Source organism: Lentibacillus kimchii, assembly GCF_055381965.1.
On sequence record NZ_AP043934.1, the window covers coordinates 2,635,923 to 2,658,185 of the forward strand.

The 22,263-nt window shown below is 43.3% G+C and carries 20 protein-coding genes; 6 read left to right on the forward strand and 14 right to left on the reverse strand.

Annotated features, from left to right (window positions below):
- Positions 1–82: 82 nt before the first annotated feature.
- The 3 genes from ACZ444_RS13735 (at position 83) to ACZ444_RS13745 (ending at position 3,334) form a co-directional block, all read left to right on the forward strand.
- Positions 83–1,000 (forward strand): GDSL-type esterase/lipase family protein, encoded by a 918-nt coding sequence (locus tag ACZ444_RS13735; RefSeq protein WP_382360444.1) that lies wholly within the window; start codon positions 83–85, stop codon positions 998–1,000.
- 12 nt (positions 1,001–1,012) lie between these two features.
- Positions 1,013–1,642 carry a YpmS family protein gene (locus tag ACZ444_RS13740; RefSeq protein WP_382360447.1) on the forward strand — a complete coding sequence of 210 codons (630 nt, stop codon included), beginning with the start codon at positions 1,013–1,015 and terminating at the stop codon, positions 1,640–1,642.
- A 66-nt stretch (positions 1,643–1,708) separates the two neighbouring features.
- A complete protein-coding gene (locus tag ACZ444_RS13745; protein WP_382360450.1) occupies positions 1,709–3,334 on the forward strand; it encodes an ABC-F family ATP-binding cassette domain-containing protein in 1,626 nt (541 codons plus the stop codon).
- A gap of 53 nt (positions 3,335–3,387) precedes the next feature.
- Here ACZ444_RS13745 and ACZ444_RS13750 read toward each other — a convergent pair whose 3' ends face one another.
- Positions 3,388–4,326 (reverse strand): NAD-dependent epimerase/dehydratase family protein, encoded by a 939-nt coding sequence (locus tag ACZ444_RS13750; protein ID WP_382360453.1) that lies wholly within the window; start codon positions 4,324–4,326, stop codon positions 3,388–3,390.
- A 130-nt stretch (positions 4,327–4,456) separates the two neighbouring features.
- On the reverse strand, positions 4,457–5,647 hold the full coding sequence (locus ACZ444_RS13755; RefSeq protein WP_382360456.1) for a glycine C-acetyltransferase: 1,191 nt from the start codon (positions 5,645–5,647) through the stop codon (positions 4,457–4,459).
- A gap of 222 nt (positions 5,648–5,869) precedes the next feature.
- On the opposite strand from ACZ444_RS13755, the gene ACZ444_RS13760 reads away from it, so the two are divergent.
- On the forward strand, positions 5,870–6,025 hold the full coding sequence (locus tag ACZ444_RS13760) for a hypothetical protein (protein WP_382360459.1): 156 nt from the start codon (positions 5,870–5,872) through the stop codon (positions 6,023–6,025).
- A 49-nt stretch (positions 6,026–6,074) separates the two neighbouring features.
- Here the strand turns inward: ACZ444_RS13760 and ACZ444_RS13765 are convergent, their stop codons facing one another.
- From ACZ444_RS13765 to ACZ444_RS13815, 11 genes are all read right to left on the reverse strand, one after another.
- Positions 6,075–6,884 carry a LysM peptidoglycan-binding and 3D domain-containing protein gene (locus ACZ444_RS13765; RefSeq protein WP_382360462.1) on the reverse strand — a complete coding sequence of 270 codons (810 nt, stop codon included), beginning with the start codon at positions 6,882–6,884 and terminating at the stop codon, positions 6,075–6,077.
- A 256-nt stretch (positions 6,885–7,140) separates the two neighbouring features.
- Positions 7,141–8,163: an ABC transporter ATP-binding protein gene (locus ACZ444_RS13770; protein WP_382360465.1), complete on the reverse strand. Its 1,023-nt coding sequence runs from the start codon at positions 8,161–8,163 to the stop codon at positions 7,141–7,143.
- Positions 8,156–9,184, reverse strand: a complete 1,029-nt coding sequence (locus tag ACZ444_RS13775; protein ID WP_382360468.1) for an ABC transporter ATP-binding protein — start codon at positions 9,182–9,184, stop codon at positions 8,156–8,158. The genes ACZ444_RS13770 and ACZ444_RS13775 overlap by 8 nt, the downstream gene beginning before the upstream one ends.
- Positions 9,185–9,198: 14 nt before the next feature.
- Positions 9,199–10,122: an ABC transporter permease gene (locus ACZ444_RS13780; protein WP_382360471.1), complete on the reverse strand. Its 924-nt coding sequence runs from the start codon at positions 10,120–10,122 to the stop codon at positions 9,199–9,201.
- Entirely contained in the window at positions 10,119–11,057 is a 939-nt protein-coding gene (locus ACZ444_RS13785; RefSeq protein WP_382360474.1) for an ABC transporter permease, read from the reverse strand. Before ACZ444_RS13785 ends, ACZ444_RS13780 begins: the two co-directional genes overlap by 4 nt.
- Positions 11,058–11,143: 86 nt before the next feature.
- Entirely contained in the window at positions 11,144–12,850 is a 1,707-nt protein-coding gene (locus tag ACZ444_RS13790; RefSeq protein ID WP_382360477.1) for a peptide ABC transporter substrate-binding protein, read from the reverse strand.
- Positions 12,851–13,201: 351 nt separating this feature from the next.
- Positions 13,202–14,137, reverse strand: a complete 936-nt coding sequence (locus ACZ444_RS13795) for an ABC transporter ATP-binding protein (RefSeq protein ID WP_382360480.1) — start codon at positions 14,135–14,137, stop codon at positions 13,202–13,204.
- On the reverse strand, positions 14,137–15,177 hold the full coding sequence (locus ACZ444_RS13800; protein ID WP_382360483.1) for an ABC transporter ATP-binding protein: 1,041 nt from the start codon (positions 15,175–15,177) through the stop codon (positions 14,137–14,139). The genes ACZ444_RS13795 and ACZ444_RS13800 overlap by 1 nt, the downstream gene beginning before the upstream one ends.
- Positions 15,178–15,197: 20 nt before the next feature.
- The gene (gene opp3C / locus ACZ444_RS13805; RefSeq protein WP_382360486.1) at positions 15,198–16,355 is read right to left on the reverse strand and encodes an oligopeptide ABC transporter permease; all 1,158 of its coding nucleotides are present in this window, start codon (positions 16,353–16,355) and stop codon (positions 15,198–15,200) included.
- On the reverse strand, positions 16,356–17,285 hold the full coding sequence (opp3b, locus tag ACZ444_RS13810; RefSeq protein WP_382360489.1) for an oligopeptide ABC transporter permease: 930 nt from the start codon (positions 17,283–17,285) through the stop codon (positions 16,356–16,358).
- Between the two features lie 138 nt (positions 17,286–17,423).
- On the reverse strand, positions 17,424–19,100 hold the full coding sequence (locus ACZ444_RS13815; protein ID WP_382360491.1) for a peptide ABC transporter substrate-binding protein: 1,677 nt from the start codon (positions 19,098–19,100) through the stop codon (positions 17,424–17,426).
- Between the two features lie 225 nt (positions 19,101–19,325).
- On the opposite strand from ACZ444_RS13815, the gene ACZ444_RS13820 reads away from it, so the two are divergent.
- Positions 19,326–19,691 carry a DUF3899 domain-containing protein gene (locus tag ACZ444_RS13820; protein ID WP_382360494.1) on the forward strand — a complete coding sequence of 122 codons (366 nt, stop codon included), beginning with the start codon at positions 19,326–19,328 and terminating at the stop codon, positions 19,689–19,691.
- A 180-nt stretch (positions 19,692–19,871) separates the two neighbouring features.
- Here the strand turns inward: ACZ444_RS13820 and ACZ444_RS13825 are convergent, their stop codons facing one another.
- Complete coding sequence (locus ACZ444_RS13825; RefSeq protein ID WP_382360497.1) at positions 19,872–20,771, reverse strand: DUF1002 domain-containing protein; 900 nt, start codon at positions 20,769–20,771, stop codon at positions 19,872–19,874.
- 284 nt (positions 20,772–21,055) lie between these two features.
- On the opposite strand from ACZ444_RS13825, the gene ACZ444_RS13830 reads away from it, so the two are divergent.
- Positions 21,056–22,261 carry an MFS transporter gene (locus ACZ444_RS13830; protein WP_382360500.1) on the forward strand — a complete coding sequence of 402 codons (1,206 nt, stop codon included), beginning with the start codon at positions 21,056–21,058 and terminating at the stop codon, positions 22,259–22,261.
- Positions 22,262–22,263 lie beyond the last annotated feature (2 nt).

The window sequence follows — 22,263 nt, forward strand, 5'->3', positions numbered from 1 at the left end:
AAGCTATAGCTTGCAAAGTAAAGGGTTGCCATTCTACGATGAAACGTGCTGATTACGTGACAAAGGACGACAGGTGTAAAACATGACAAAAAAGTATGTGCTGACGATAGCAGGCGTCTTGCTTGTGGCTCTTGCTGGTTTTTTAATTTTTTCTGAATCATCAAGCCCAGATCAACAGACGAATGATCAGGCGAGCCAGCAGCATAAAGATGATGCTGCTAATGAGCAAACGAATCATGACAGCGACAGGCAGGCAAACGCTGCTTCCCAGAAAGACGTGCCTATAAACAAGGAATCGGAAGAACCCGCCACTGGACTCAAGGAATTTTTAAATGACACCATCAAGCGGACACTGGATTTATTTAAAGATAAGAAAACATACGTAACCGCTGTTGGCGACTCACTGACCCAGGGTGTCGGTGATGATGTTGTGGATGGCGGTTATGTGGGGATTTTAGACAATCAAATTAATAAAAATAAAAACATCATGTCGTTTGCCAACTTCGGCAAACGCGGCAATCGCTCAGACCAGTTGCTGGAGCGCCTCAGCCAGCCTAAAATCACGGATTCAATTAAACATGCCGATATGGTGCTGGTGACAATCGGTGCTAATGATATTATGCAGGTTGTTAAAGAAAACGTAACCGACTTGCACATAGAGCAGTTTAAGCCGGCTAAACAAGCGTACAAACACCGGCTGCAACGCATTTTCAATAACATTCATGATCTAAATCAAGACGCCGCCATTTATTTAATAGGTATTTATAATCCGTTTGAGCATTATTTTGACTCTATTGATGAACTTGACATGATCGTTGATGACTGGAATGAAACAGGACAGAATATAACGGAAGAATACGATCAGGCAGCATTTATTCCGATTGACGACCTGTTCGCATCCGGAAATACTGATCTATTCGCCGATGATAATTTCCATCCCAGCCATGAGGGTTATCAGCGGATGGCCAAACGGGTACTGAATCATATAATTGACGACTAAGGGGGGTGTGCCGTGTCAAAACAAAAAGTGCATAAATGGAGACGCTGGTTTTTTCTGCTGCTTGGGGTAAACGTTCTGGCCCTTGCGTGTATTGCCATTCTAATCTTCTGGCCAGTATCTGAAACGGAAGAGCCCGATCCGGCTGATCACCATACCCAGCTCCGTTCGGAATTCGTTGTGCGTACAACGAAACAAAATTTAGATCAACTGATTAACGCCTATTTGGAAAAACTTTTAAAAGGCGATGGTCACCAATATCACGTCTCACTGGATAAAGATGTTGAGCTGGCCGGTGAACTGCCCGTATTTTCCACTACTGTTCCGCTATCGGTGCACCTTGAACCAATTGTGCAGAAAAATGGTGATATTACGCTTAAACAGAAATCAATTTCAATTGGGAAACTGGCACTGCCGAACAAGAAGATCATGGAATACCTGGAAAAGTACTTGCCAATGCCGGAGTGGGTAACGGTTAATCCTGCCGAAGAAGAAATTTATGTCGCGGTAACCGATATGGACATCAAAAGCAACTTCCATATAAGCGTTAAGCAAATTGATCTGGAAGCTGACAATATTGCCTTTAATATTGAAGTGCCCTACCGCTCTCTGGGAATTAAACAGGCAGCTTACAACGCGCAATGAACGTTGACGAAACATATGAAATAACTTAAGCTGACAGTAATGAAAAGAATTGGAGGACGTTAATGCATGATATCGGTTAATAATGTGAGTTTGCGATATGCGGATAAAAAATTGTTTGAAGAGGTCAATCTGAAGTTCACACCCGGCAACTGCTACGGTGTCATCGGTGCGAACGGAACAGGCAAGTCCACGTTTTTGCGTGTTCTGTCCGGTGATGAGGACCCGCAGTCTGGAACTGTCTCGACAGGACCCGATGAGCGGATTGCCGTCTTAAAACAGGATCACTTTGCTTATGAAGACTACAATGTTATGGAAACCGTGATTATGGGACATGAGCGGTTATACGAGGTTAAACAGGAAAAAGACGCCCTCTACATGAAGCCGGACTTTTCGGAAGACGATGGCATCCGTGCTGCCGAGCTGGAAGGCGAATTTGCTGAAATGAACGGCTGGGAGGCAGAAGCCGACGCAGCCGTTCTATTGAAAGGACTTGGTCTTGAGGAGTCCTATCATTCAGCACAGATGGCGGATTTGTCGGAAGCCCAGAAAGTTAAAGTATTGCTGGCACAAGCACTCTTTGGAAATCCGGATATTTTACTTCTGGACGAACCAACGAACGGTCTGGACATTCACGCCATTCAGTGGCTGGAAGAATTCCTGATTCAATCCGAAAACACCGTGATTGTCGTATCGCATGACCGCCACTTCCTTAATAAGGTATGCACACACATCGCGGATGTTGACTATGGCAAAATTGAAATCTATGTCGGCAACTATGACTTCTGGTATGAATCAAGCCAACTGGCGAAAAAAATGGCACAGGAAGAAAATAAAAAGAAAGAAGAAAAGATTAAAGACCTTAAAGCGTTTATCGAGCGCTTTAGTGCTAACCGGTCGAAATCAAGACAAGCCACATCCCGGAAAAAGATGCTCGACAGCATCACACTGGATGATATTAAACCATCATCACGGCGGTATCCCTATATTAACTTTACACCCGACCGGGAAATTGGCAATGACCTGTTATTTGTCGAAGGCTTAACGAAAACGATTAACGGCCGAAAAGTACTGGATAATGTCAGTTTCACCCTGGGCAAAGATGATAAAGTTGCGTTTATCGGCAAAGATGATGTCGCCAACACAACACTATTTGAGATAATTATGGGCAATATGGAACCGGATGCCGGTACGTATAAGTGGGGCATAACAACATCGCAGTCCTATTTCCCTAAAGATAATGCTGCCTATTTTGACGGCAATGATCTCCCGCTTGTTGAGTGGCTGCGGCAATATTCACCAGAAGATGAAACAGAAACCTTTTTACGGGGATTTCTCGGCCGCATGCTGTTTTCAGGCGATCAGGCACTGAAAAAAGCGAATGTCTTATCCGGCGGTGAGCGGGTTCGCTGTATGCTGTCGAAAATGATGCTTTCAGGTGCTAATGTGCTGGTACTCGATGAACCAACCAACCACCTTGACCTGGAATCAATCACGTCATTGAATAATGGGCTGAAGCGATTTAAAGGATCAGTGCTATTCACATCACATGACCACGAATTTATCGAGACAATCGCTAACCGGCTCATTGAAATTACACCTCAGGGCATTATTGATAGAGAAATGTCCTATGATGAGTATGTGGCCGATAAAGATCTGCAGGAAAAAGTTGAAGCCATGTATGAGGCCGTTTAAGAACCATCAATTCATTAAAAAACGTTCCCTGAACATTTCAGGGAACGTTTTTTTCAATCCTGTTTGGTCCGGAGTTTAGCCAGCATATCAGCAGTCATGCGGTCAATATCATAATCAGCTTTGAAACCCCATTCAGCTTCGGCAGCCGATGAATCCAATTGATCCGGCCAGCTTTCAGCAATTTCTTGCCGCGCTGGATCAACGTCATACGCCAATTCAAAATCCGGAATCTGCTTTTGAATGGATCTTGCAAAATCCTCTGGCGCGGCGGAAATCGCAGAAATATTATAAGCATTGCGGTGCAGCAGTTTAGCCGGATCAGCTTCCATCAGCTTCATGATCGCGTTCAGCGCATCCGGCATATACATCATATCCATATATGTCCCTTGTGCGATATAAGACGTATAACGCTTATGACTCAGGGCCTTATGGTAAATGTCAACTGCATAATCAGTTGTCCCGCCACCAGGCGGTGTGCCATGCGAAATCAACCCAGGGTACCGCACACCCCGTGTGTCAACACCATAATGCTCATAGTAGTAGTTGCACAGCAATTCGCCGGCTACTTTATTAACACCATACATCGTCGTCGGACGCATAATCGTTTCCTGCGGCGTCTTTTGCTTAGGCGTTGTCGGTCCGAAAGCACCAATCGAGCTCGGCGTGAAAAATTGCAGATTTAATTTGCGCGCTACTTCCAGGGCATTTAAAAGGCCGCCCATGTTCAGGTTCCAGGCAAATTTCGGCTGTTCTTCTGCTTTAGCCGACAACAAGGCCGCCAAATGCATAATGGTGTCTACATGATGCTTATTAGCAGCTTCATAGATGGCTTTTTCATCGGTGACATCGACCATTTCAAATGGCCCCTCGTCTGTTTCACTTTGTCTCAGATCTGAGGCGATAACGTTTGATGTACCATAATGTTGGCGTAGTGTTCTGACCAGTTCTGAACCAATTTGGCCCATTGCACCAGTCACTAAGATCTTTTTCATGTTTTTTCCTCCAGCTGTTTGGTCTCCTCATGCCGCGGTAGATTACGGGGCATATGTCACTGGTCATAACAGAATCCCGGAAAGGTTAGACAGCATCCCGGGATTCCGGCTTTATCATTGACTGAAAATATTAAATGATTTCCAGTTCCTTGCCAATTTTTTCATAGGCAGTCAGTGCTTCATCCAGCATAGCCTGCGTATGGGCGGCCGTTGGCATATTGCGCACGCGCCCTTTTCCTTGTGGTACTGTTGGGAAGACAATGGCTTTCGCATAAATGCCTTCTTCATTCAGGCGCTTACTGAAGGCTTGCGTTGCTTTTTCATCACCAATAATACATGGCGTGATTGGTGTCTCACTGCTTCCAGTGTCGAACCCGAGCTGTTTTAATCCACTCTTCAAGTAATCACTGTTCGCCCACAACTTTTCATTCAAATCGGATGATGTCATCAGAATCTCAACCGCCTTTGTACTGGCAGCAGCATCAGCTGGTGACACAGCTGTGGAGAACAGGAACGGACGGGAGCGAACTTTCAGCCAGTCGATCAGTTCGGATTTGCCGGCAACATAGCCGCCGATAACGCCAATTGCCTTGGACAGAGTCCCCATCTGAAAATCAACTTTATCCTGCAATCCAAAATGTTTCACGGTTCCAGCACCTTTGCCGAGTACGCCGGATCCGTGCGCGTCATCTACATAGGTGATCAGATCAAACTCCTCAGCAATCCCAACAATTTCCGGCAGCTTCGCAATATCACCGTCCATAGAAAAGACACCATCCGTAACAACCATAATTTTATTATAAGCACCGGACTCAACCGCTTCACGTGCCTTTTCACGCAGGTCGTCCATATCAGAATGATTAAAGGCGATAATTTTTGCTTTAGACTGCCGGCAGCCATCAATAATTGATGCATGGTTCAATGCATCAGACAGTATCGCATCATGTTTATCCATGACAGCTGGAATCGCTGCAATATTAGCATTAAAACCAGACTGATAGGAAATAACCGCTTCTGTTCCTTTAAATTCAGCCAGTTTCTTCTCCAGCTCCAGGTGCAGATCCAGTGTACCGTTAATCGTACGGACAGCTCCAGCGCCGGCACCATGTGAATCAACAGCCTCTTTGGCAGCTTTCTTTAACCGGTCATCGGTAGCCAGACCTAAGTAGTTATTAGACGACAAGTTAATCATTTGTTTGCCATCAATTTCAACCGTTGGCCCATTGGCTCCCTCTAATGGGTCGATTTCATTGTACAGACCACGTTCCTTTAAATCAGCAATGTTGTCCTGTAAGAACGATTGTAATCGATTGCTAGTCATTTATGGTTTCCTCCTCATGTGTAAGCATTGTTTCCGTTTCCAGTCATTAGCTTATCATATTCCTAAGACAAGTTTAACACATCAGGCTGCACTTTGGTATGTCACCTGTTATGAGGCCATCTAAATAATTCCATAATTTACCTGTTATGATTATTCGTATTTTGCTGACTAGTTTACTATAATAAAAGCAGGCAAATCGATAAGGAGAGGAATACCCCTTTTATGAAGCAGGTTTTACTATCATTATTTTTCATTATGATTCTCGGATTTGGTATTACCGGTTATTCGCAAACGCTGGACGATGATGAGGGTAAGGCAGATGACAATGGGAACATGGCAGAACAAGACAGCCAGACAGTTATAACAGATAAAATGTAAAAAGAGGGGCACCGATTTAGGTGCTCCCTCTGCATTCAGTGTATTTCAATTAATTAAGAATCGTTACATTAACGTTTTGAACGCCCCAGTTATTGGCTTTACTTTCAGAAGCAACGTGGACATCAATTTTGTTGCCGTTAATAGCGCCACCCGTATCTGCAGCTGTGGCACGGCCATAGCCTTCAACATAAACCTCTGTTCCTAAGGGAATAACATCTGGATCAACAGCTATGACTTTTTTATTCGGATTGGCATTCAAATTAACACCCGTTGCCGTAATACCTGAGCAGCCGTCACAGTCAGCGGTGTAGGCTGTTGCTGTTACCGAAACGGTTTTACCGTCGGGTTTATTCTGTGATGATTTCTGATTACTCTGTGATGATTTCTGATTATCTTTTGTTTTGTCTGATTTACTTGCTTGCGCCTGCTCAGTTTCATTTGTCTGAGCGGATGCATTTTGATTTGTGCTGGCTGACTTGACTTCCTCATCCTGATTCACAGCAGTGCCATTGATATGAAGACCCTGCCCAATCTGAATAATGTCAGAATCAAGATCATTCCATTCTTTCAGATCAGCAACCGTTACATCAAATTCATGGCTGATGGCGTATAATGTGTCACCTTTCTCAACCGTATAAGTCTCGTTATCTTCATTGATATTCAGAGTCTGTTTAGGCTGGATAATCGTTGTTTTAAGATCATTTATGTCGACGAGTTCATTCACAGTTGTATCGTGATCCTGGGCGATGCCCCAAAGGTTGTCTCCTTTTTCAACATCGTAGTCTGCTGCAGAAGCAGTTGTCATTGTCGCGCCTGCTAATATGACGCCTGTAGCGATTGAAGCTACCATTTTTTTCATTGGTAGTCCCTCCTTTGAATTTGCATTGCCTATATTAACACACGGCCATGGGGTGTGCAGTTACAGGTCAATTAAGAGTCTGTTACAAGGGTTGCCAAATGAATGCTAAAATATTACATGAATCATAGATTGATTGTAAAAGTCCCAAAAACATTTCAGTTCGATCTCAAAACAGCCATTATGTAAGCTATATGACACAAAAAGATGAGCTTTTCCATCATAGGAAAAGCTCATCTTTTTTAATACCGGCTGTTTTTTATGAGGTTACTTGTGCTGTTTGCCGTGCTTTATACTCATCATTGTACTTGTCATTGTATAGGTGACAAGCAACCCAATGATCCTCTGTATATTCCTGCCATTCGGGTTCAACGTTTGCACAGACATCCATAGCGAGCGGACACCTGGTGCGAAAGCGACACCCGCTTGGGGGATCAGTTGGACTGGGAACATCACCTTCAATAACAATTTGTTCCCGTGACCGTTCAACTTCCGGATCAGAAACAGGAATGGCACTTAAAAGCGCCTGTGTATACGGGTGTAATGGCCTATGATACAAATCATCACTTGACGCTACTTCTGCCATATTTCCCAAATACATAACCCCTACCCGGTCACTGATATGTTTGACCATTGAAAGATCATGAGCAATGAATAAATAGGTTAGGCCGCGTTCCTCTTGCAATTTCTTAAGTAAATTAACGACCTGAGCCTGAATCGATACGTCCAATGCTGAGATCGGTTCATCCGCTACAATAAATTCAGGATCAACCGCTAAAGCTCGAGCAATACCGATACGCTGACGCTGGCCTCCGCTAAACTCATGGGGATAGCGATTGCCGTGCTGTTGATTCAAACCCACCGTTTCTAATAATGCGTTAACACGGTTCAATCGTTCCTTTTTTGTACTAACCAGCCCATGAATGTCAATGCCTTCCGCAACAATATCTTTTACAGTCATTCTAGGGCTTAAAGATGCATACGGGTCCTGAAAAATCATCTGCATACTTCGATTGAAATCCTTGAGTTCCCTCTTGGACTTTTTTCCATGAACATTCTGCCCCTGAAAATCAACTTCTCCACTGCTGGCTTCATATAATCTCATAATAGTGCGGCCGGCCGTTGATTTCCCGCAGCCCGATTCACCTACAAGTCCAAATGTCTCTCCCTTATAAATACTGAAGGAAATACCATCTACCGCTTTAAGCACTATTTTTTTATCAACTTGAAAGTGCTTTTTCAAATCTTTTATTTCAAGCAGTTTTTCACGTTGTTCAGCCATTACTTTTCAAGCCTCCTGCCACAGCGGATTCAGGCGGTTCGACGTCTGGCGCTCGCTCATCCAGTAACCAGCATGCTGTTTTTTGCGTATCTGACAGCTCAGTATACTCAGGCATATGATTTTTGCAAACCTTCATCGCATAGGGACAGCGTGCTGCAAAAGGACAGCCCTTGGGCGGATCTAACAAATCCGGAGGTGATCCTGGAATAGCATGAAGCTCTTTATTGTCGTCCTCCAGCTTAGGCATAGATTCCAGCAGTCCCCACGTATAGGGATGCCGCGCGTTATAGAAAATCTCATCAACAGATCCCGTCTCAACAATTTTCCCGCCGTACATGACCGCTACACGATTAGCCGAATTGGCTACAACGCCCAAATCATGTGTAATTAAAATGATCGCTGTGCCCATCTGCTTTTTTAAATCATCCATTAAAGATAAAATCTGGGCTTGTATCGTTACATCCAACGCTGTAGTCGGCTCATCAGCAATCAGTACTTCAGGCGTACACGCCAATGCTATAGCTATCATGGCTCGCTGACGCATCCCACCTGAATACTCATGGGGATATTGGTTAATTCGTGCTTCCGCATTAGGCAAACCAACCAATTTTAACAATTCAATCCCACGTTTATGGGCTTGTTTTTTTGACATGTTCTGGTGTTTAATTAAACTTTCTGAAATTTGTTTTCCAACCGTCATAATTGGATTCAGTGACGTCATGGGATCCTGGAATATCATACTTATTTCCTGACCGCGAACAGATTCCATTTGTTTTTCGGACTTTTGGATAAGATCTTCGCCATTAAATTCAATGGTACCATCCGTGAACTTTCCCGGCGGCATCTGTACCAGGCGCATCAATGATTGTGCCGTGACACTTTTACCGGAACCTGATTCACCGACAATGGCCAGCGTTTCCTTTTCATTCAATGTGAAATTAACATCTCGAACGGCCTTAACATCACCGCCGAATGTCGTAAACGAAACTGAAAGATGGTTAACATCAAGAAGTTTTTTCATTATTTGTCCTCCCATTAGCTACGTTCCTTTGGGTCCAAAGCGTCACGCATTCCATCGCCAATAACGTTAAATGCGAGCATCGTTAATACGATAAAGAATGACGGAAAAAACAACTGATATGGCTGGAATTGCAAATAAGGCAAAGCATCATTGGACATCGTGCCCCAACTTGCGAGTGGAGCCGGAACGCCCAGCCCTAAGTAGCTTAAAAATGCTTCCGTAAAAATAGCATTAGGGATTGTCAATGTTAGAGTTACAAGGATAGGGCCCATCGTATTAGGCACCAGATGCCTGAACAGCACCCTAATTTTCCCAGCTCCGAGCGACTGTGCTGCCATAACATACTCTTCATTGCTCAGTTGCATAACCTGTCCTCGCACAATTCGTGCCATGTTAATCCAGCCTGTGATAGTCATCGCTAAAATGATCGTCCATAAGCCCTGTGGCAGAACAACCATTAGCAAAATAACAACAAGGAGATAGGGGACACCATACAGAATATCAGCAATGCGCATCATATATTCATCAATCTTGCCTCCAAAAAAGCCAGCAACTGCTCCCCAAATAACACCGATTATCAGATCCAAAAATGCAGCGGACAGTCCAATAAACAAGGAAATTTTGGCACCGTACCAATTGCGTGCAAATATGTCTCTTCCTAATTGGTCCGTCCCAAACCAGTGCTCACCAGATGGAGGCTTATTAGAATTAATCAAGTCGTTCGAATAATAATTGTATCCAGAAATTGGTCCGCCAAACAGGGATAATATTCCGAGCAAAACAATAATGACAACGCCGAACAATGCCAGTTTGTTTTGCTTAAACCTGCGCCAGGCATCTTTCCAGAAAGACGTTGTTTCACTCGCAATTTTTTCGGCTTCTGCCTCATCATATTCAATAGGTTCGAAGTCAGAAGAATTCAGATCAGGTTGTGTCAACTTTTGCTTCCCCCTTTACTGCCAATTTTCATACGGGGGTCAATTAGTCCGTATATCAGATCTACTAATAATATAGAAACTAATAAAAGAATACTAAAGAAAACAGTCGTTCCCATAATAACAGTATAATCCCTGTTGGTTATGCTTTGAACAAATTCGTTACCAAGTCCCGGTATCGCAAAAATCTTCTCAATAACAAAACTTCCAGTTAAAACAGCTACAACTAAAGGCCCCATATAAGACACGACCGGCATAATCGCATTACGAAGAGCATGTTTATAGGTCACCACGCGATCACTAAGCCCCTTAGACTTACCTGTTTTGATATAGTCGGCATTCAGCACTTCCAGCATACTTGAACGCATTAATCGTGCGATAAATGCGAGTGGCGTTGTCGCAAGCGCTACTGCCGGGAGTATGGTATGCCAAAAAGACTCAAATCGCGCAACTGGAAGCGCATCTAATTGAATGGCAAATACAAACTGCAGAAGAGTTGCCGCAATAAAATTTGGTACCGAAATACCCAAAACAGCAATCACCATTGCCGTATAATCACCAAATTTATTATGTTTCAGTGCAGCAACAACACCAAGGAGGACACCTACAGCCAGCGCAATAAAAATAGCCTCCATCCCTAATACTAAAGAATAGGGAAAACTGCGATTAATAATATCGTTTACAGATTGGGCAGGATATTTAAATGATGGACCAAAATCCCACGTTGCGATATCCGTCAAATAATCAAAATATTGCATGTAGAGTGGTTCATCTAATCCATATTGCGCATTTAATTGCTCTTCAATCTCAGGAGGCACATCTCTTTCAGATGCGAATGGACCGCCTGGAGCAGTCTGCATTAATAAGAAAGTAACCGAAACAATAATAAAAAGGGATATAACAATGAAGCCTAAACGTTTTAGTAAATATTTTGCCAAATCACCACACCCCATATTTCCATAAGTCAGGTTGATAAGAACAGGGGAGCAAACAAGCTATCGCTCCCCTATTTACTTAAATGACACTAATGTTCGGCAATATAACCCCACTTGAACTGGATAGTCCCCAAGTTTCCGACTGTAACGTCTTTGACGAAATCTTTATGCGCATAAACATTTGTGTAGAAGTAAACGGGTGCAAGTGGCATTTCATCCATAAAGAGCTGTTCCGCCTCACGAAGCAATTCTTTACGTACCCCTTCATCTTTTTCCTTTCTTGCCTCTTGCAGCAAGCTGGCATACTCATCATCTTCCCAGTTGGTATAGTTGTTGCCGCCAACTGTTTCAAAGATTTCCAGGAAGTTGATTGGATCAAGGAAGTCAGCAATCCAGCCCATACGGCCAACCTGATAGTTGCCTTCAGTCATAGAATCGAGATAAACATTCCATTCTTCATTATTCAATTCTACTTCTGCCCCGAGATTTTCTCGCCACATATCCTGCGCAGCTTTTGCTATGGCAGCGTGCGCTTCGTCGGTATTATAGGAAAGTTTAATCTTCGGCAGTTCATCAAGACCCATTTCTTCCAGTCCTTTATCAAGGTATTCTTTTGCTTTTTCAACATTATTATCGTCAAAGTATCCTTCTTCATTTTCTTCCCAAATAGCTGTTGGCACCAAAGCCATGCCAGGTTCTTGTTCACCTTTTGTAATGTTTTTGACGATGGCTTGACGATTGATGGACAATGCAAATGCCTTACGAATATTCTTATTGGTAAACGGTTCTTTCTCTGTGTTAAATGAATAGTAATACGTGCCCGCCTTTGGAGAGATTTCCAGATTGCCTTCCTGTTTCATTTGCGGGATGGCTGCTAAAGGTACCGCATCCAGCGGTGATCCGAGCCAATCTAATTCGCCTTCGTCATACATTTGTTTTGATGTGTTTTCATCGTTAACCATCTCCATCGTAATCGTTTCTAAATTCACATTTTCCGCATCCCAGTAGTCAGGATTCTTCTTTAAAACAACCTGGTTCTTATGCTTCCATTCATCTAATAGAAATGGACCATTTGTTACATAGTCTTCACCTGCATCAGCAGCCCAGTCTTCATTGCTTTCTGCTACATTTTGATTAATTGGATAAAACGTATAGAATGCTGTCAGCTCTAAAAAGTAGGGTGTAGGTTCTTCAAGTTCCACTTCGAGTGTCTCATCATCTACTGCTGTAATGCCGACATCATCTAAGGATTTGTCACCTTTCTTGGCTGCCTCAGCGCCTTTTATGGGGTATAGCTGATAGGCATAATCAGTATCCGGACTATCAGGATTCAATACCCACTTCCATGAATCAGCGAATGTTTGGGCTGTAATTGGGTCACCATTGGACCATTCAGCATCTTCGCGAATGGTAAAGGTATAGGTTTTCTTATCATCTGAAACATCAATTTCACTAGCCATTGCCTTTTGTGGTTCCCCGTCCGGACCAATGCGTGTCAGCCCTTCAAATATCTGACTCAGAACAGCATTCGAAGTTGTATCCGTTGCTTTTCCTGGATGCAATGATGGAGGCTCCGTCTTGATATTGACTGTCAGTGACTGATCGTCTGCCATTCCATCCGAATCACTGTCAGCTTCACCTTCTTCGCCCCCATTATCTGCTTCACCTTCATCGGATTCGTCCGTACTGCCCTCTGCAGATTCACCACCATCTTCTGAATCATTGCCACAAGCTGCCATAAAAAGTGCCATAACAAACATAAATGCAATAAGTAACTGCCATTTACCCCTTCTCATCAGTTCTTGACCCTCCTAATTTTGTAATATTAGCAATATTTATGTTTTACTAAATCACCTCCTGGTTTTGTTTCCTGAGTTATTGTTTCTAATAGTACTATTTTTCTGATAAATTGTAAAGTCTTTAAGCTGAAAAAAAGTAGACATGGATCGCCAAAGGAGAAAAAGAAAGTCGAAAATGAATAGGATTTGCGTTCATGGCGGTGAATTTGATGAAGTATACCACCATGAACACCTATCCAACTATAGATGGGGAATGTTCAAAGTTAAAAAAGACTAAGACAGACGTATCCTGTCAAACCAAAACCCGAACAATCAAAATGAACGCTTGCGTGACCAAACAGCTATTAGTTATTTAGCAGTCACTTGCTCTTTATATTCTTCAAATTCCTTCGTCGTACAGAGAACCCAGTGCTCTGGTTTAACCTCACGCAATCTTGGTTCCTCACTTGTATCATGATCAAACGGATCATAGGCTGTACGTCTGCGATGGCGTTCGTAAGCTGGATCCGGAAGTGGAATAGCTGACAATAACGATTTTGTATAAGGATGCAGTGGATGGTGATATACCTCGTCACTGCTAGCGAGTTCCACCATATGACCGAAGTACATCACGCCAATACGATCGCTGATATATTTCACCATCGACAGATCATGTGCGATAAATAAATATGTCAATTCCTGATCACGCTGCAGCCTTTGCAGCAAATTGACAACCTGTGCCTGAATGGAAACATCCAATGCAGATATCGGTTCATCAGCAATAATAAATTCTGGTTCAACAGCCAGCGCTCGGGCAATTCCGATACGCTGCTTCTGACCGCCACTGAATTCATGCGGAAAACGGGTTGCATGCTCTTTATTCAGCCCAACAGTCTCCAGCAGGGATTCGACGCGCTGCTTCCGCTCTGTTTCATCGCTGGCCAGATTATGAATATCAATGCCCTCAGCTATGATATCCATAACTGTCATTTTAGGGTTCAGAGATGATGACGGATCCTGAAAAATCATTTGCATTTTGCGATTCAATTCCAGCAATTGCTGTTTTGATTTTTTCTCATGGACATTTTCGCTATTAAATAATACGTCACCTTCAGTCGCATCATGCAATCGGATAATAGTCCGGCCTGTTGTTGACTTACCACACCCGGACTCACCAACAAGCCCGAATGTTTCACCCTTTTTAATATTAAACGAAATATCATCAACGGCTTTAGTAACCGTTTTTGATCCAGCTTTAAAATGTTTCTTTAAATTTTTGACTTCCAATACGTTTTCTTGTTCCATTAATCATCACCACCCATTGATGCAAATCCTTGCATACGACGTTGAATAGCCTCCGGCGGGTCAATTTTTGGCGCATATTCATGCAGCAGCCACGTAGCGGCGTAATGTGTATCGGATACCTGAAACATGGGCGGCTCCATTTGTTTATCGATTTCCAGAGCGAACTCATTTCTTGGGGCAAAAGCATCACCTTCAGGAGGATTCAGCATATCCGGCGGACTTCCTGGAATCGCATACAGCTCCCCGTCATTATCGCTTGTGGGCATTGATCCTAACAAGCCCCATGTGTATGGATGTTTGGGATTATAAAAAATATCCTCAGATGTACCGATTTCGACAATTTTCCCAGCATACATAACCGCTACTCGATCAGCTACATTGGCAACAACACCAAGATCGTGTGTAATAAAGATAATGGCACTGTCCATTTCCTGCTGAATATCCTTCATCAACTCAAGAATTTGCGCTTGAATGGTTACATCCAGTGCAGTTGTCGGTTCATCAGCAATCAGGATTTTTGGACTGCAGGCAAGTGCCATGGCCACAACAACACGCTGGCGCATGCCGCCGGAAAATTGGTGCGGATAATGACCTAATCGTGTTTCAGGCTGCGGAATGCCAACCAGTTCCAACAATTCAATTGTTTTAGCCTTTGCCTGTGACTTATTCAGTTTCCGATGTTTCATCAGACCTTCTGCAATTTGTTTTCCGATTTTCATGGTCGGGTTCAGCGAATTCATTGGGTCCTGGAACACCGTGGAAATATCTTTTCCGCGCAGCTTCTGCATTTGTTTATTCGTATAATTTGTAATGTCGTTGCCTTCAAAGCTGATATTTCCTGCTTTAATATAACCTTGTGGCTTTGGCAATAGCTGGGTAATAGCCTTGGTGGTTACCGACTTCCCTGAACCCGATTCACCAACAATCGCCAGTGTTTCGCCTCTTTCTAAATTAAAACTAATCCCTCTAACCGCTTGAATTTCTCCACTGTAAGTTTTAAAAGATACATGTAAATTGTCGACATTCAATAATTCACTCATGGGCTGAAGCACCTTCCTCATTATTTGTGCATTTTCGGATCAAACGCATCACGAAGTCCGTCACCAATCAGGTTAAACGAAATCATAATAGCTGAAATCAAGATAGCCGGATACAGAACCATAAATGGATACAGTCTCAGCACTTTAAACCCGCCATTGATCAAAGAACCAAGAGACGCATCAGGCGGTACAATGCCAAGTCCAATGAAGCTAAGGAAAGACTCAAAGAAAATAGCATCTGGAATCGAGAACATCATATTAATAATGACAATACCAATGATGTTTGGCAGCAGATGTTTGCTTAAAATCTTGCGGTTTGACTGGCCCAGTGTCCTGGCTGCCATAACGTATTCTTCGTTTTTCTGCTTAAGAACTTCACCCCTTACAATACGCGCCATGCTTGTCCAGCCGGTTAATGTGAGGGCTAAGACAATTGACATAATGCCCGGCTCAAGCAGGACTAAGAGCAGGAACATGACCACGAGCTTAGGAATCCCGATAAATATTTCAAGGATACGCTGTAGTATATTGTCTACTCTGCCGCCAAAATAGCCGGAGATAGCACCATAAGCAACACCAATCAAAAGATCAATTGCAGCAGCGACAAAAGCAATAATTAAGGACACTCTGCTTCCCAGCCACAGTCTGGTCCACTGGTCACGGCCCAGCCGGTCCGTACCAAGCCAGAAGTATTCACTCTGCATATCTTTTGCTTGATAAATATGATAAGAAGCTGAAACTTCAGCAGAGTCCGCGCTTCCATCTCCTTTTGACAATACATTGATATCAACAAAGTCTTCATCATTGTTGTACCGGGTCACAGCCTTTTGTGAAGCTTCCTCGACATCATCACCTTTAAACTCAGATTCTAATGTTCCATCCATGCCTAGAATAGGCATATCCTCAATAACCGGGACACGCGGCGGCATTTTAGCACGTGATAAATCCTGGTCATCCAGTCCAAATTCATTAATATGAGGTCCCAGTATACTCATAAGAATAATAATAGCCATAAGTATCATACTTACAACGGCTAGCTTATTTTTAAAGAATGTCCGCCTTGCATCCTGAAAAAAGGAGCGGCTAGGTTTTGTTATATCTTCACTTGTATCTTCCTGCCGTTCAAGGGGAACAAACAATTCTTTCTGTACTTCATCTTTGTCTCGATTCGTTGCCATTTAACTCTCTCCCCCTGTCAGCCGGATTCGCGGATCAATGATGACATAAAGAATATCCGTAATAAGGACGATAGCGGTGAACAAGAACGCAAACAGAAGTGTTGTACCCATGATTGTCGGATAATCAAGCACCTCAATAGAACTTACAAATTGCTCACCTATCCCTGGAACAGCAAAAATCTTCTCAATAACCAGTGTCCCAGTCATTAACGATACAGCCATAGGACCTATAACAGTTATGATGGGTATAAGTGAGTTGCGCAGACCATGTCTAAAGATAATGGACGGCTCATTGATACCTTTTGCTCGCGCTGTTGTAATATAATCAGAACCGAGAACATCCAGCATTTCAGTTCTGGTAAAACGTGCAGCCGTTGCCAAAGGAAAAATAGCTAACGCAATTGTAGGTAAAATCGTATGCTGATAACTGCCCCATAAGGCTACGGGGAACAGGTCCCATTCATTTGCTAAAAACCATTGCAGCAAGCCTGCAAAAATAAAGGATGGAATCGAGGTCCCTAACACAGCAACAATAGTCGATAAATAATCCAGCCAGCCATTATGGTAGATGGCAGCGATCAAACCAAGCAAAATGCCGGCTACAGTTCCAAAAACAAGTGCCTGTCCACCCAGTATCATTGACGGTCCCATCCGATTTTTTAATATATCTGTTACCGGCGTATTATCAAAGTGAAAAGATACACCCAAGTCGCCCTGTACAAGGCCCGTCATATAGTCTATATACTGAACTGGTATCGGATCATTGAGTCCATACTTTTCCATGACTATTTCCTGTTGCGACTCCGACAGCTTACCCTCTGCCTTCAGCGGACTTCCAGGAAGTAATTTCATGAGAAAGAATGTTAGAGTAGCAATGATAAACAGTGTAATAATCATAAAAACAAGCCGGCGTAATATGTAGCGAGCCATGCATGTGCCTCCTGATTCTGCATTTTTTAACTATTTTGTATTATCAAAATCTTTTAATACAGGATAGAAGAGAGTACATGCTTTAAAAGCACATACTCCCTTCAATAGTCACATTCTTATTACTGGCATTAAGTCAGGTTATTCTTTTGATTCGTCAAGACTTGCCCATTTATACTCAAATTTAGGACCAAAGAGGTTAACATAGACATCCTGGATTTTCGGACGAATCAATTTAGCTTTTGTCCGCTGATAAAGTGGGGCAACAGCACCCTCATCCGCCAGAATCTTTTCTGCTTCCTTGAAGTTATCATAACGTGCCTCTGGATCCTGAGCCAGCTCATCTGTCGTTTCATTAAGCAGTTTATCGTATTTATCATTGGAGAAGCCCATATGATTATTTTCGCCATCAGTAAGCCACAAGTTCAAGAATGTGTATGGGTCTAAATAATCAGCTCCCCATAAGAACGTCTGCAACTGATAATCCATTTTCTTATCAAGGTCTAAACGCTGTTCAAACGGTACTGACTTAAGCGTTACCTCCAGTCCCGGGAGATGCTCCGACAGTTGATTGATCATATACTCATCACTTGTCTTAGCGGTTTCAGTGTCACCACCGAGTAATTCAAGCTCAACAGAGTCTTTGCCGATTTCCTCGAGACCTTCTTTCCAAAGTTTTTTGGCTTTTTCAGGATTATATGTTACCAGATCACCATTTGCTTCACGGAAATCCTCACCATCAGGCGTGTTTGCCAGGCCTTTAGGTACATATCCAGTTGAAACAACCGATCCGTTATTCAGGATTTGATTGACCAAATCTTCTTTATTGATTGCCATCGATATGGCACGGCGCATCTTCTTATTTGCCAGGGCTTCACTTTGTGTCTGATTCATCTTCAGATAAGAGAGCGTTGATTCAGGCACGGTCTCATAATCATCATGTGTTTTATATTTATCGACGAGATCCGAGGATAGTGAAGCTCGATCAATTTTCCCTGATTCATAAAGATCGACTGACGTTTGCGGGTCTTTGACAACTTTGTAAGTCAGTTTATCCATTTCTACTGTATCCGCATCCCAGTAGTCTTTATTTTTATGAAGTTCCCAGGAGTCCGACGTGCTTTCCCATTTTTCCAAGGTAAAAGGTCCATTAAATAACAATGTATCACTGCTGGTTGCAAAATCGTCACCTTGCTTTTCAACAAAATCCTTATTCAATGGAAAATATGTCGGGAATGCTGCGAGTGACTCAAAGTATGGAACCGGATGCTCTAAGGTGACTTTCAGCGTATAATCATCAGGTGCTTCGACACCCAATTCCTCAAGGTCAGCTTCACCTTCATTGACAGCTGTCGCATTTTTAACAACATCACCCATCATATAGGGGCCATACTCAGAACCTGTTTCAGGGTCCACCGCACGGCGCCATGAATACACGAAATCCCCTGCTGTAACAGGGTCACCGTTTGACCATTTGGCATCTTCACGAAGGTTAAAAGTCCATGTTAAACCATCATCACTTACTTCGTGATCTGTTGCAATTCCGGGTGCGGCCTCCCCATCTTTCATACGATAAAGGCCTTCCATTGTAGCACCTGTAAATTGTATACCGTATTCATCCGTCGTCATGTTGGGATCCATCTCCGGAATCGAATCACTTTTCGTAAGATGAAGAACGTCTTCACCACCGGATTCTGCCTCTGCTTCGTCACCGCTGTCACCATCTGATGACTCAGAATCATCTCCTCCTGAGCATGCCGCCAAGAATATTCCAAGAAATAAAGCTAAAGCCATAAGCCATGCCTTTTTAAACGTCATCTCTATATGCCCCCTTTTTAAGCCCTTCTAAGTATAAGCAATAACTGCTTGTAAATAATAATACTATTTTTCTAACAAATTTGTAAAGAGTTATTTATTAAAAAATTATATTTATTGTTTTAATTCATAAAAACACTAAAATCCCGCCTATTTATTTATGTAATTCGTTTCTGGAACTATGCTATAATGACCCATGAAATCAGAAGGAAAGCAGGACGTTCGTATATGCTAAAAAGAAACGTGCCATTTTTCGCTATAAATATGTTTATTATTTCTCTATTGGTCTATTGGACTTCCCCGGGATTTACGCTGCGCCAATTTCTAAATACGACATTTTACGTTTCGATGGTCTATCTGCTTATTTCGCTAGCAGCATACACGATCAAAGGAGGGTTCTATGACGGTATAGCATTTGGCCTTCGCCGGTCCCGCCATGTCATTTCCAAGCATAAAGAATCACAAGACGAATCGCGCGAAAAACCACGTCCATCCGAAAAAATTAATCACATCTTCTATAAGGCTATGTGGTTTCAGTGTTTGTCGCTGCTTGGGGTGCTCGTTAGCTTATTAATTATCTACAACGGCAGCTAACGTTGATGGAAATCGACTATGACTGACACCTCAAAAACCCAGCTTTTATCTATCATAGCTCATTATACAAATCAGCCGATATATTAAACGGACCCAATCACTTCAATTGGGCCCGCAGTCTGATTCAGTCGTCTTGTGGATTGATAAGATTTGCTATGTCCCAGTCTCTAACATCGTCACTCAATAAAGTGCCGCCCCAAAGAAGCCCGTAATTTTATCAAGCATATTGCTGAAGAAAGTCTGCACACGATTCCAGAATCCATCATCATTGACCAGATCCTTAACCTTATTAGCAATATCGCCAAGCTGATCTTCAATCTTATCGAAATCAATATTCAGATCACGCATTTTATTAATTAAGTCAATCAACAGTTGCCGGTCCTCGTCGCTCAGCGAGATTTCCAGATCATCCAGTTTCTGATCAACAATCTCCTGGACTTCCTCTTTCGTTGCTGGATTCTTATCAGCGATTTCCTGTTTAATATCTGTCAGCAACTCGGTTACTTTTTCCTTGTTCATCCCTTCCTTGTCTGCCAGATCAGTTGCAACATCCAGCTCATCATTGGCCAGCTCCATGCGCTCCTTATCAAGCTCTTCACCTTTCGCATCGTATGCCTTATAAATGCCAGTGAGCGCCGATGTCCCCGTCACTTGTGCTGGAGATGCTACATCGACGCTTGCATTTTCCACACCAGCTGTCAGAAGCGCATTAGCATACATTTCATTGGAAACCTCCGTAATATTCTCCGGCGTCACAATATTGATATCAATCCCCTTACCCTCGTCTTCACGGGTTATCTTAACCGACGAAAACATATTCGAATTTGGATTGCCATCAATATAATTCGCAATGTCCTCACCTGTTACTGTGTACGCCTCCACAGCCTCAGGGTCCTTGATTTCCAGAAGTTTCGTTGTGTTCTGCTTTTGAGCGTCAGACAGAGCATCACCATATACGACAATGGGAGCATCAGATTTTTCCGTATTGTCATTCTCGGCTGCCTGGACAGGGGCAGTAAACGTGACAGCGAAACAGGCCAGTATCAGAAACGTCAATGCTGATTTCAGGAATCGTGACATCGTTACCAATCGCTCCTTTTGCAAATAAGTTTATTTGTCTATAGTTAAGCTTTATTATAACGTTTTAGACGTCAATTTAATAGCCTTTCGTTCCGTCAATAAATGCAATGGTCTGGCTGAATGACCTCAAGACAGATACTCATTAAGACGTTTATACAGAACCATAAGCATTAAGCTTTCAATTTTTCTAATTTTTGTATATATTTGCATTAGCGAAATAATTAGGAAGGAAGGGACCGACAATTGCTGAAGACACGAAGCATGTTAAACGAAATGTAGCTATTATGTGGGTTGCCAATTTCTTTGTTGGCGGCAGTCTTACCATGGTCCTGCCCTTTATGTCCTTATATATCGAGGAATTTGGAAATTTCTCAGAGGCCTATGTGCAAAACTGGTCAGGGCTGGTATTTGGCGTCACATTTGGCACGGCATTCCTGTTCTCACCGATATGGGGACGTATTGGTGATAAATTTGGACGGAGGAAAATATTGATCCTGTCTGCACTCGGTATGGGATTGTCCGTTTTACTGATGGGATATGCTGACTCAGTCTGGGAACTCTTTTTCCTGCGAATGTTTATGGGCATTTTCACGGGGTTCGTCCCCATGTCACAGGCACTCATATCAACCCAGACACCCAAAGCGATTGCTGGACGAGTGCTCGGGACACTCCAGACGGGCAGTGTCACCGGCAATCTGATGGGGCCGCTGCTGGGTGGTGTTCTGGCTGATGCTTTCGGCTATTCGGCGACATTTAAATGGGTTTCGCTGACAATTTTTCTGTCCGGCCTGCTCGTATTGTTAGGGGTGCGGGAAGTACTGTACAGTGGTGACGATGAGGAAGAAACAACCTCTTACACGAGCAAACAGGTGCTGCTGCATATTGCTGGCCACCCTGTTTTGCTGGCCGTCATGCTAATCTCAGCACTTGTGCAGATTGCCCACTTCAGCATACAGCCTATCCTGTCGCTATATGTAGCAGCCATTCATGGCCCAAACAGCATCGCCTTCTTTTCTGGTATGGCTTTTTCTGCAGCAGGTCTGGGCAATTTGCTGATGGCCCGGCGCTGGGGACGCTTAGGTGACCGGATCGGCTATATTAAGATATTAATTTTCCTGTTATTCCTTGCCGGCATTGTTTATTTCCCTGGTGCATTTGTCACCAGTATCTGGCAGCTCATGATTTTGCGGTTCTTCCTGGGTATTGCCATCGGCGGTATTATCCCCGTCCGGATTGCCTATCTAAGGCAAGAAGCGCCACTTTCCATGCAAGGCGAAGTACTTGGTTATAACACGAGTCTCAGGTTCCTGGGCAACCTCATCGGGCCAGCTTTTGGCGGGATGCTGTCCGGATTTTTTGGCTTTTCAGCTGTGTTTTTCGTCACCAGTGCGCTTTTAGTGGCAAGTGGTGTGATTATGCTGCTCACATGGCGTAAACAACAGGGCGGCGGGAAAAACCGAAAACGCACCCAGCCAGTGTCGACCCACTAAGG

Coding starts and splice junctions, on each gene's coding strand:
- ACZ444_RS13795 (WP_382360480.1), bottom strand. CDS start 14,137: ATGGAACAAGAAAACGTATTGGAAGTCAAAAATTTAAAGAAACATTTT.
- opp3C (WP_382360486.1), bottom strand. CDS start 16,355: ATGGCAACGAATCGAGACAAAGATGAAGTACAGAAAGAATTGTTTGTT.
- ACZ444_RS13800 (WP_382360483.1), bottom strand. CDS start 15,177: ATGAGTGAATTATTGAATGTCGACAATTTACATGTATCTTTTAAAACT.
- opp3b (WP_382360489.1), bottom strand. CDS start 17,285: ATGGCTCGCTACATATTACGCCGGCTTGTTTTTATGATTATTACACTG.
- ACZ444_RS13765 (WP_382360462.1), bottom strand. CDS start 6,884: ATGAAAAAAATGGTAGCTTCAATCGCTACAGGCGTCATATTAGCAGGC.
- ACZ444_RS13775 (WP_382360468.1), bottom strand. CDS start 9,184: ATGAAAAAACTTCTTGATGTTAACCATCTTTCAGTTTCGTTTACGACA.
- ACZ444_RS13790 (WP_382360477.1), bottom strand. CDS start 12,850: ATGAGAAGGGGTAAATGGCAGTTACTTATTGCATTTATGTTTGTTATG.
- ACZ444_RS13820 (WP_382360494.1), top strand. CDS start 19,326: ATGCTAAAAAGAAACGTGCCATTTTTCGCTATAAATATGTTTATTATT.
- ACZ444_RS13750 (WP_382360453.1), bottom strand. CDS start 4,326: ATGAAAAAGATCTTAGTGACTGGTGCAATGGGCCAAATTGGTTCAGAA.
- ACZ444_RS13825 (WP_382360497.1), bottom strand. CDS start 20,771: ATGTCACGATTCCTGAAATCAGCATTGACGTTTCTGATACTGGCCTGT.
- ACZ444_RS13815 (WP_382360491.1), bottom strand. CDS start 19,100: ATGACGTTTAAAAAGGCATGGCTTATGGCTTTAGCTTTATTTCTTGGA.
- ACZ444_RS13830 (WP_382360500.1), top strand. CDS start 21,056: ATGTGGGTTGCCAATTTCTTTGTTGGCGGCAGTCTTACCATGGTCCTG.
- ACZ444_RS13755 (WP_382360456.1), bottom strand. CDS start 5,647: ATGACTAGCAATCGATTACAATCGTTCTTACAGGACAACATTGCTGAT.
- ACZ444_RS13770 (WP_382360465.1), bottom strand. CDS start 8,163: ATGGCTGAACAACGTGAAAAACTGCTTGAAATAAAAGATTTGAAAAAG.
- ACZ444_RS13735 (WP_382360444.1), top strand. CDS start 83: ATGACAAAAAAGTATGTGCTGACGATAGCAGGCGTCTTGCTTGTGGCT.
- ACZ444_RS13745 (WP_382360450.1), top strand. CDS start 1,709: ATGATATCGGTTAATAATGTGAGTTTGCGATATGCGGATAAAAAATTG.
- ACZ444_RS13760 (WP_382360459.1), top strand. CDS start 5,870: ATGAAGCAGGTTTTACTATCATTATTTTTCATTATGATTCTCGGATTT.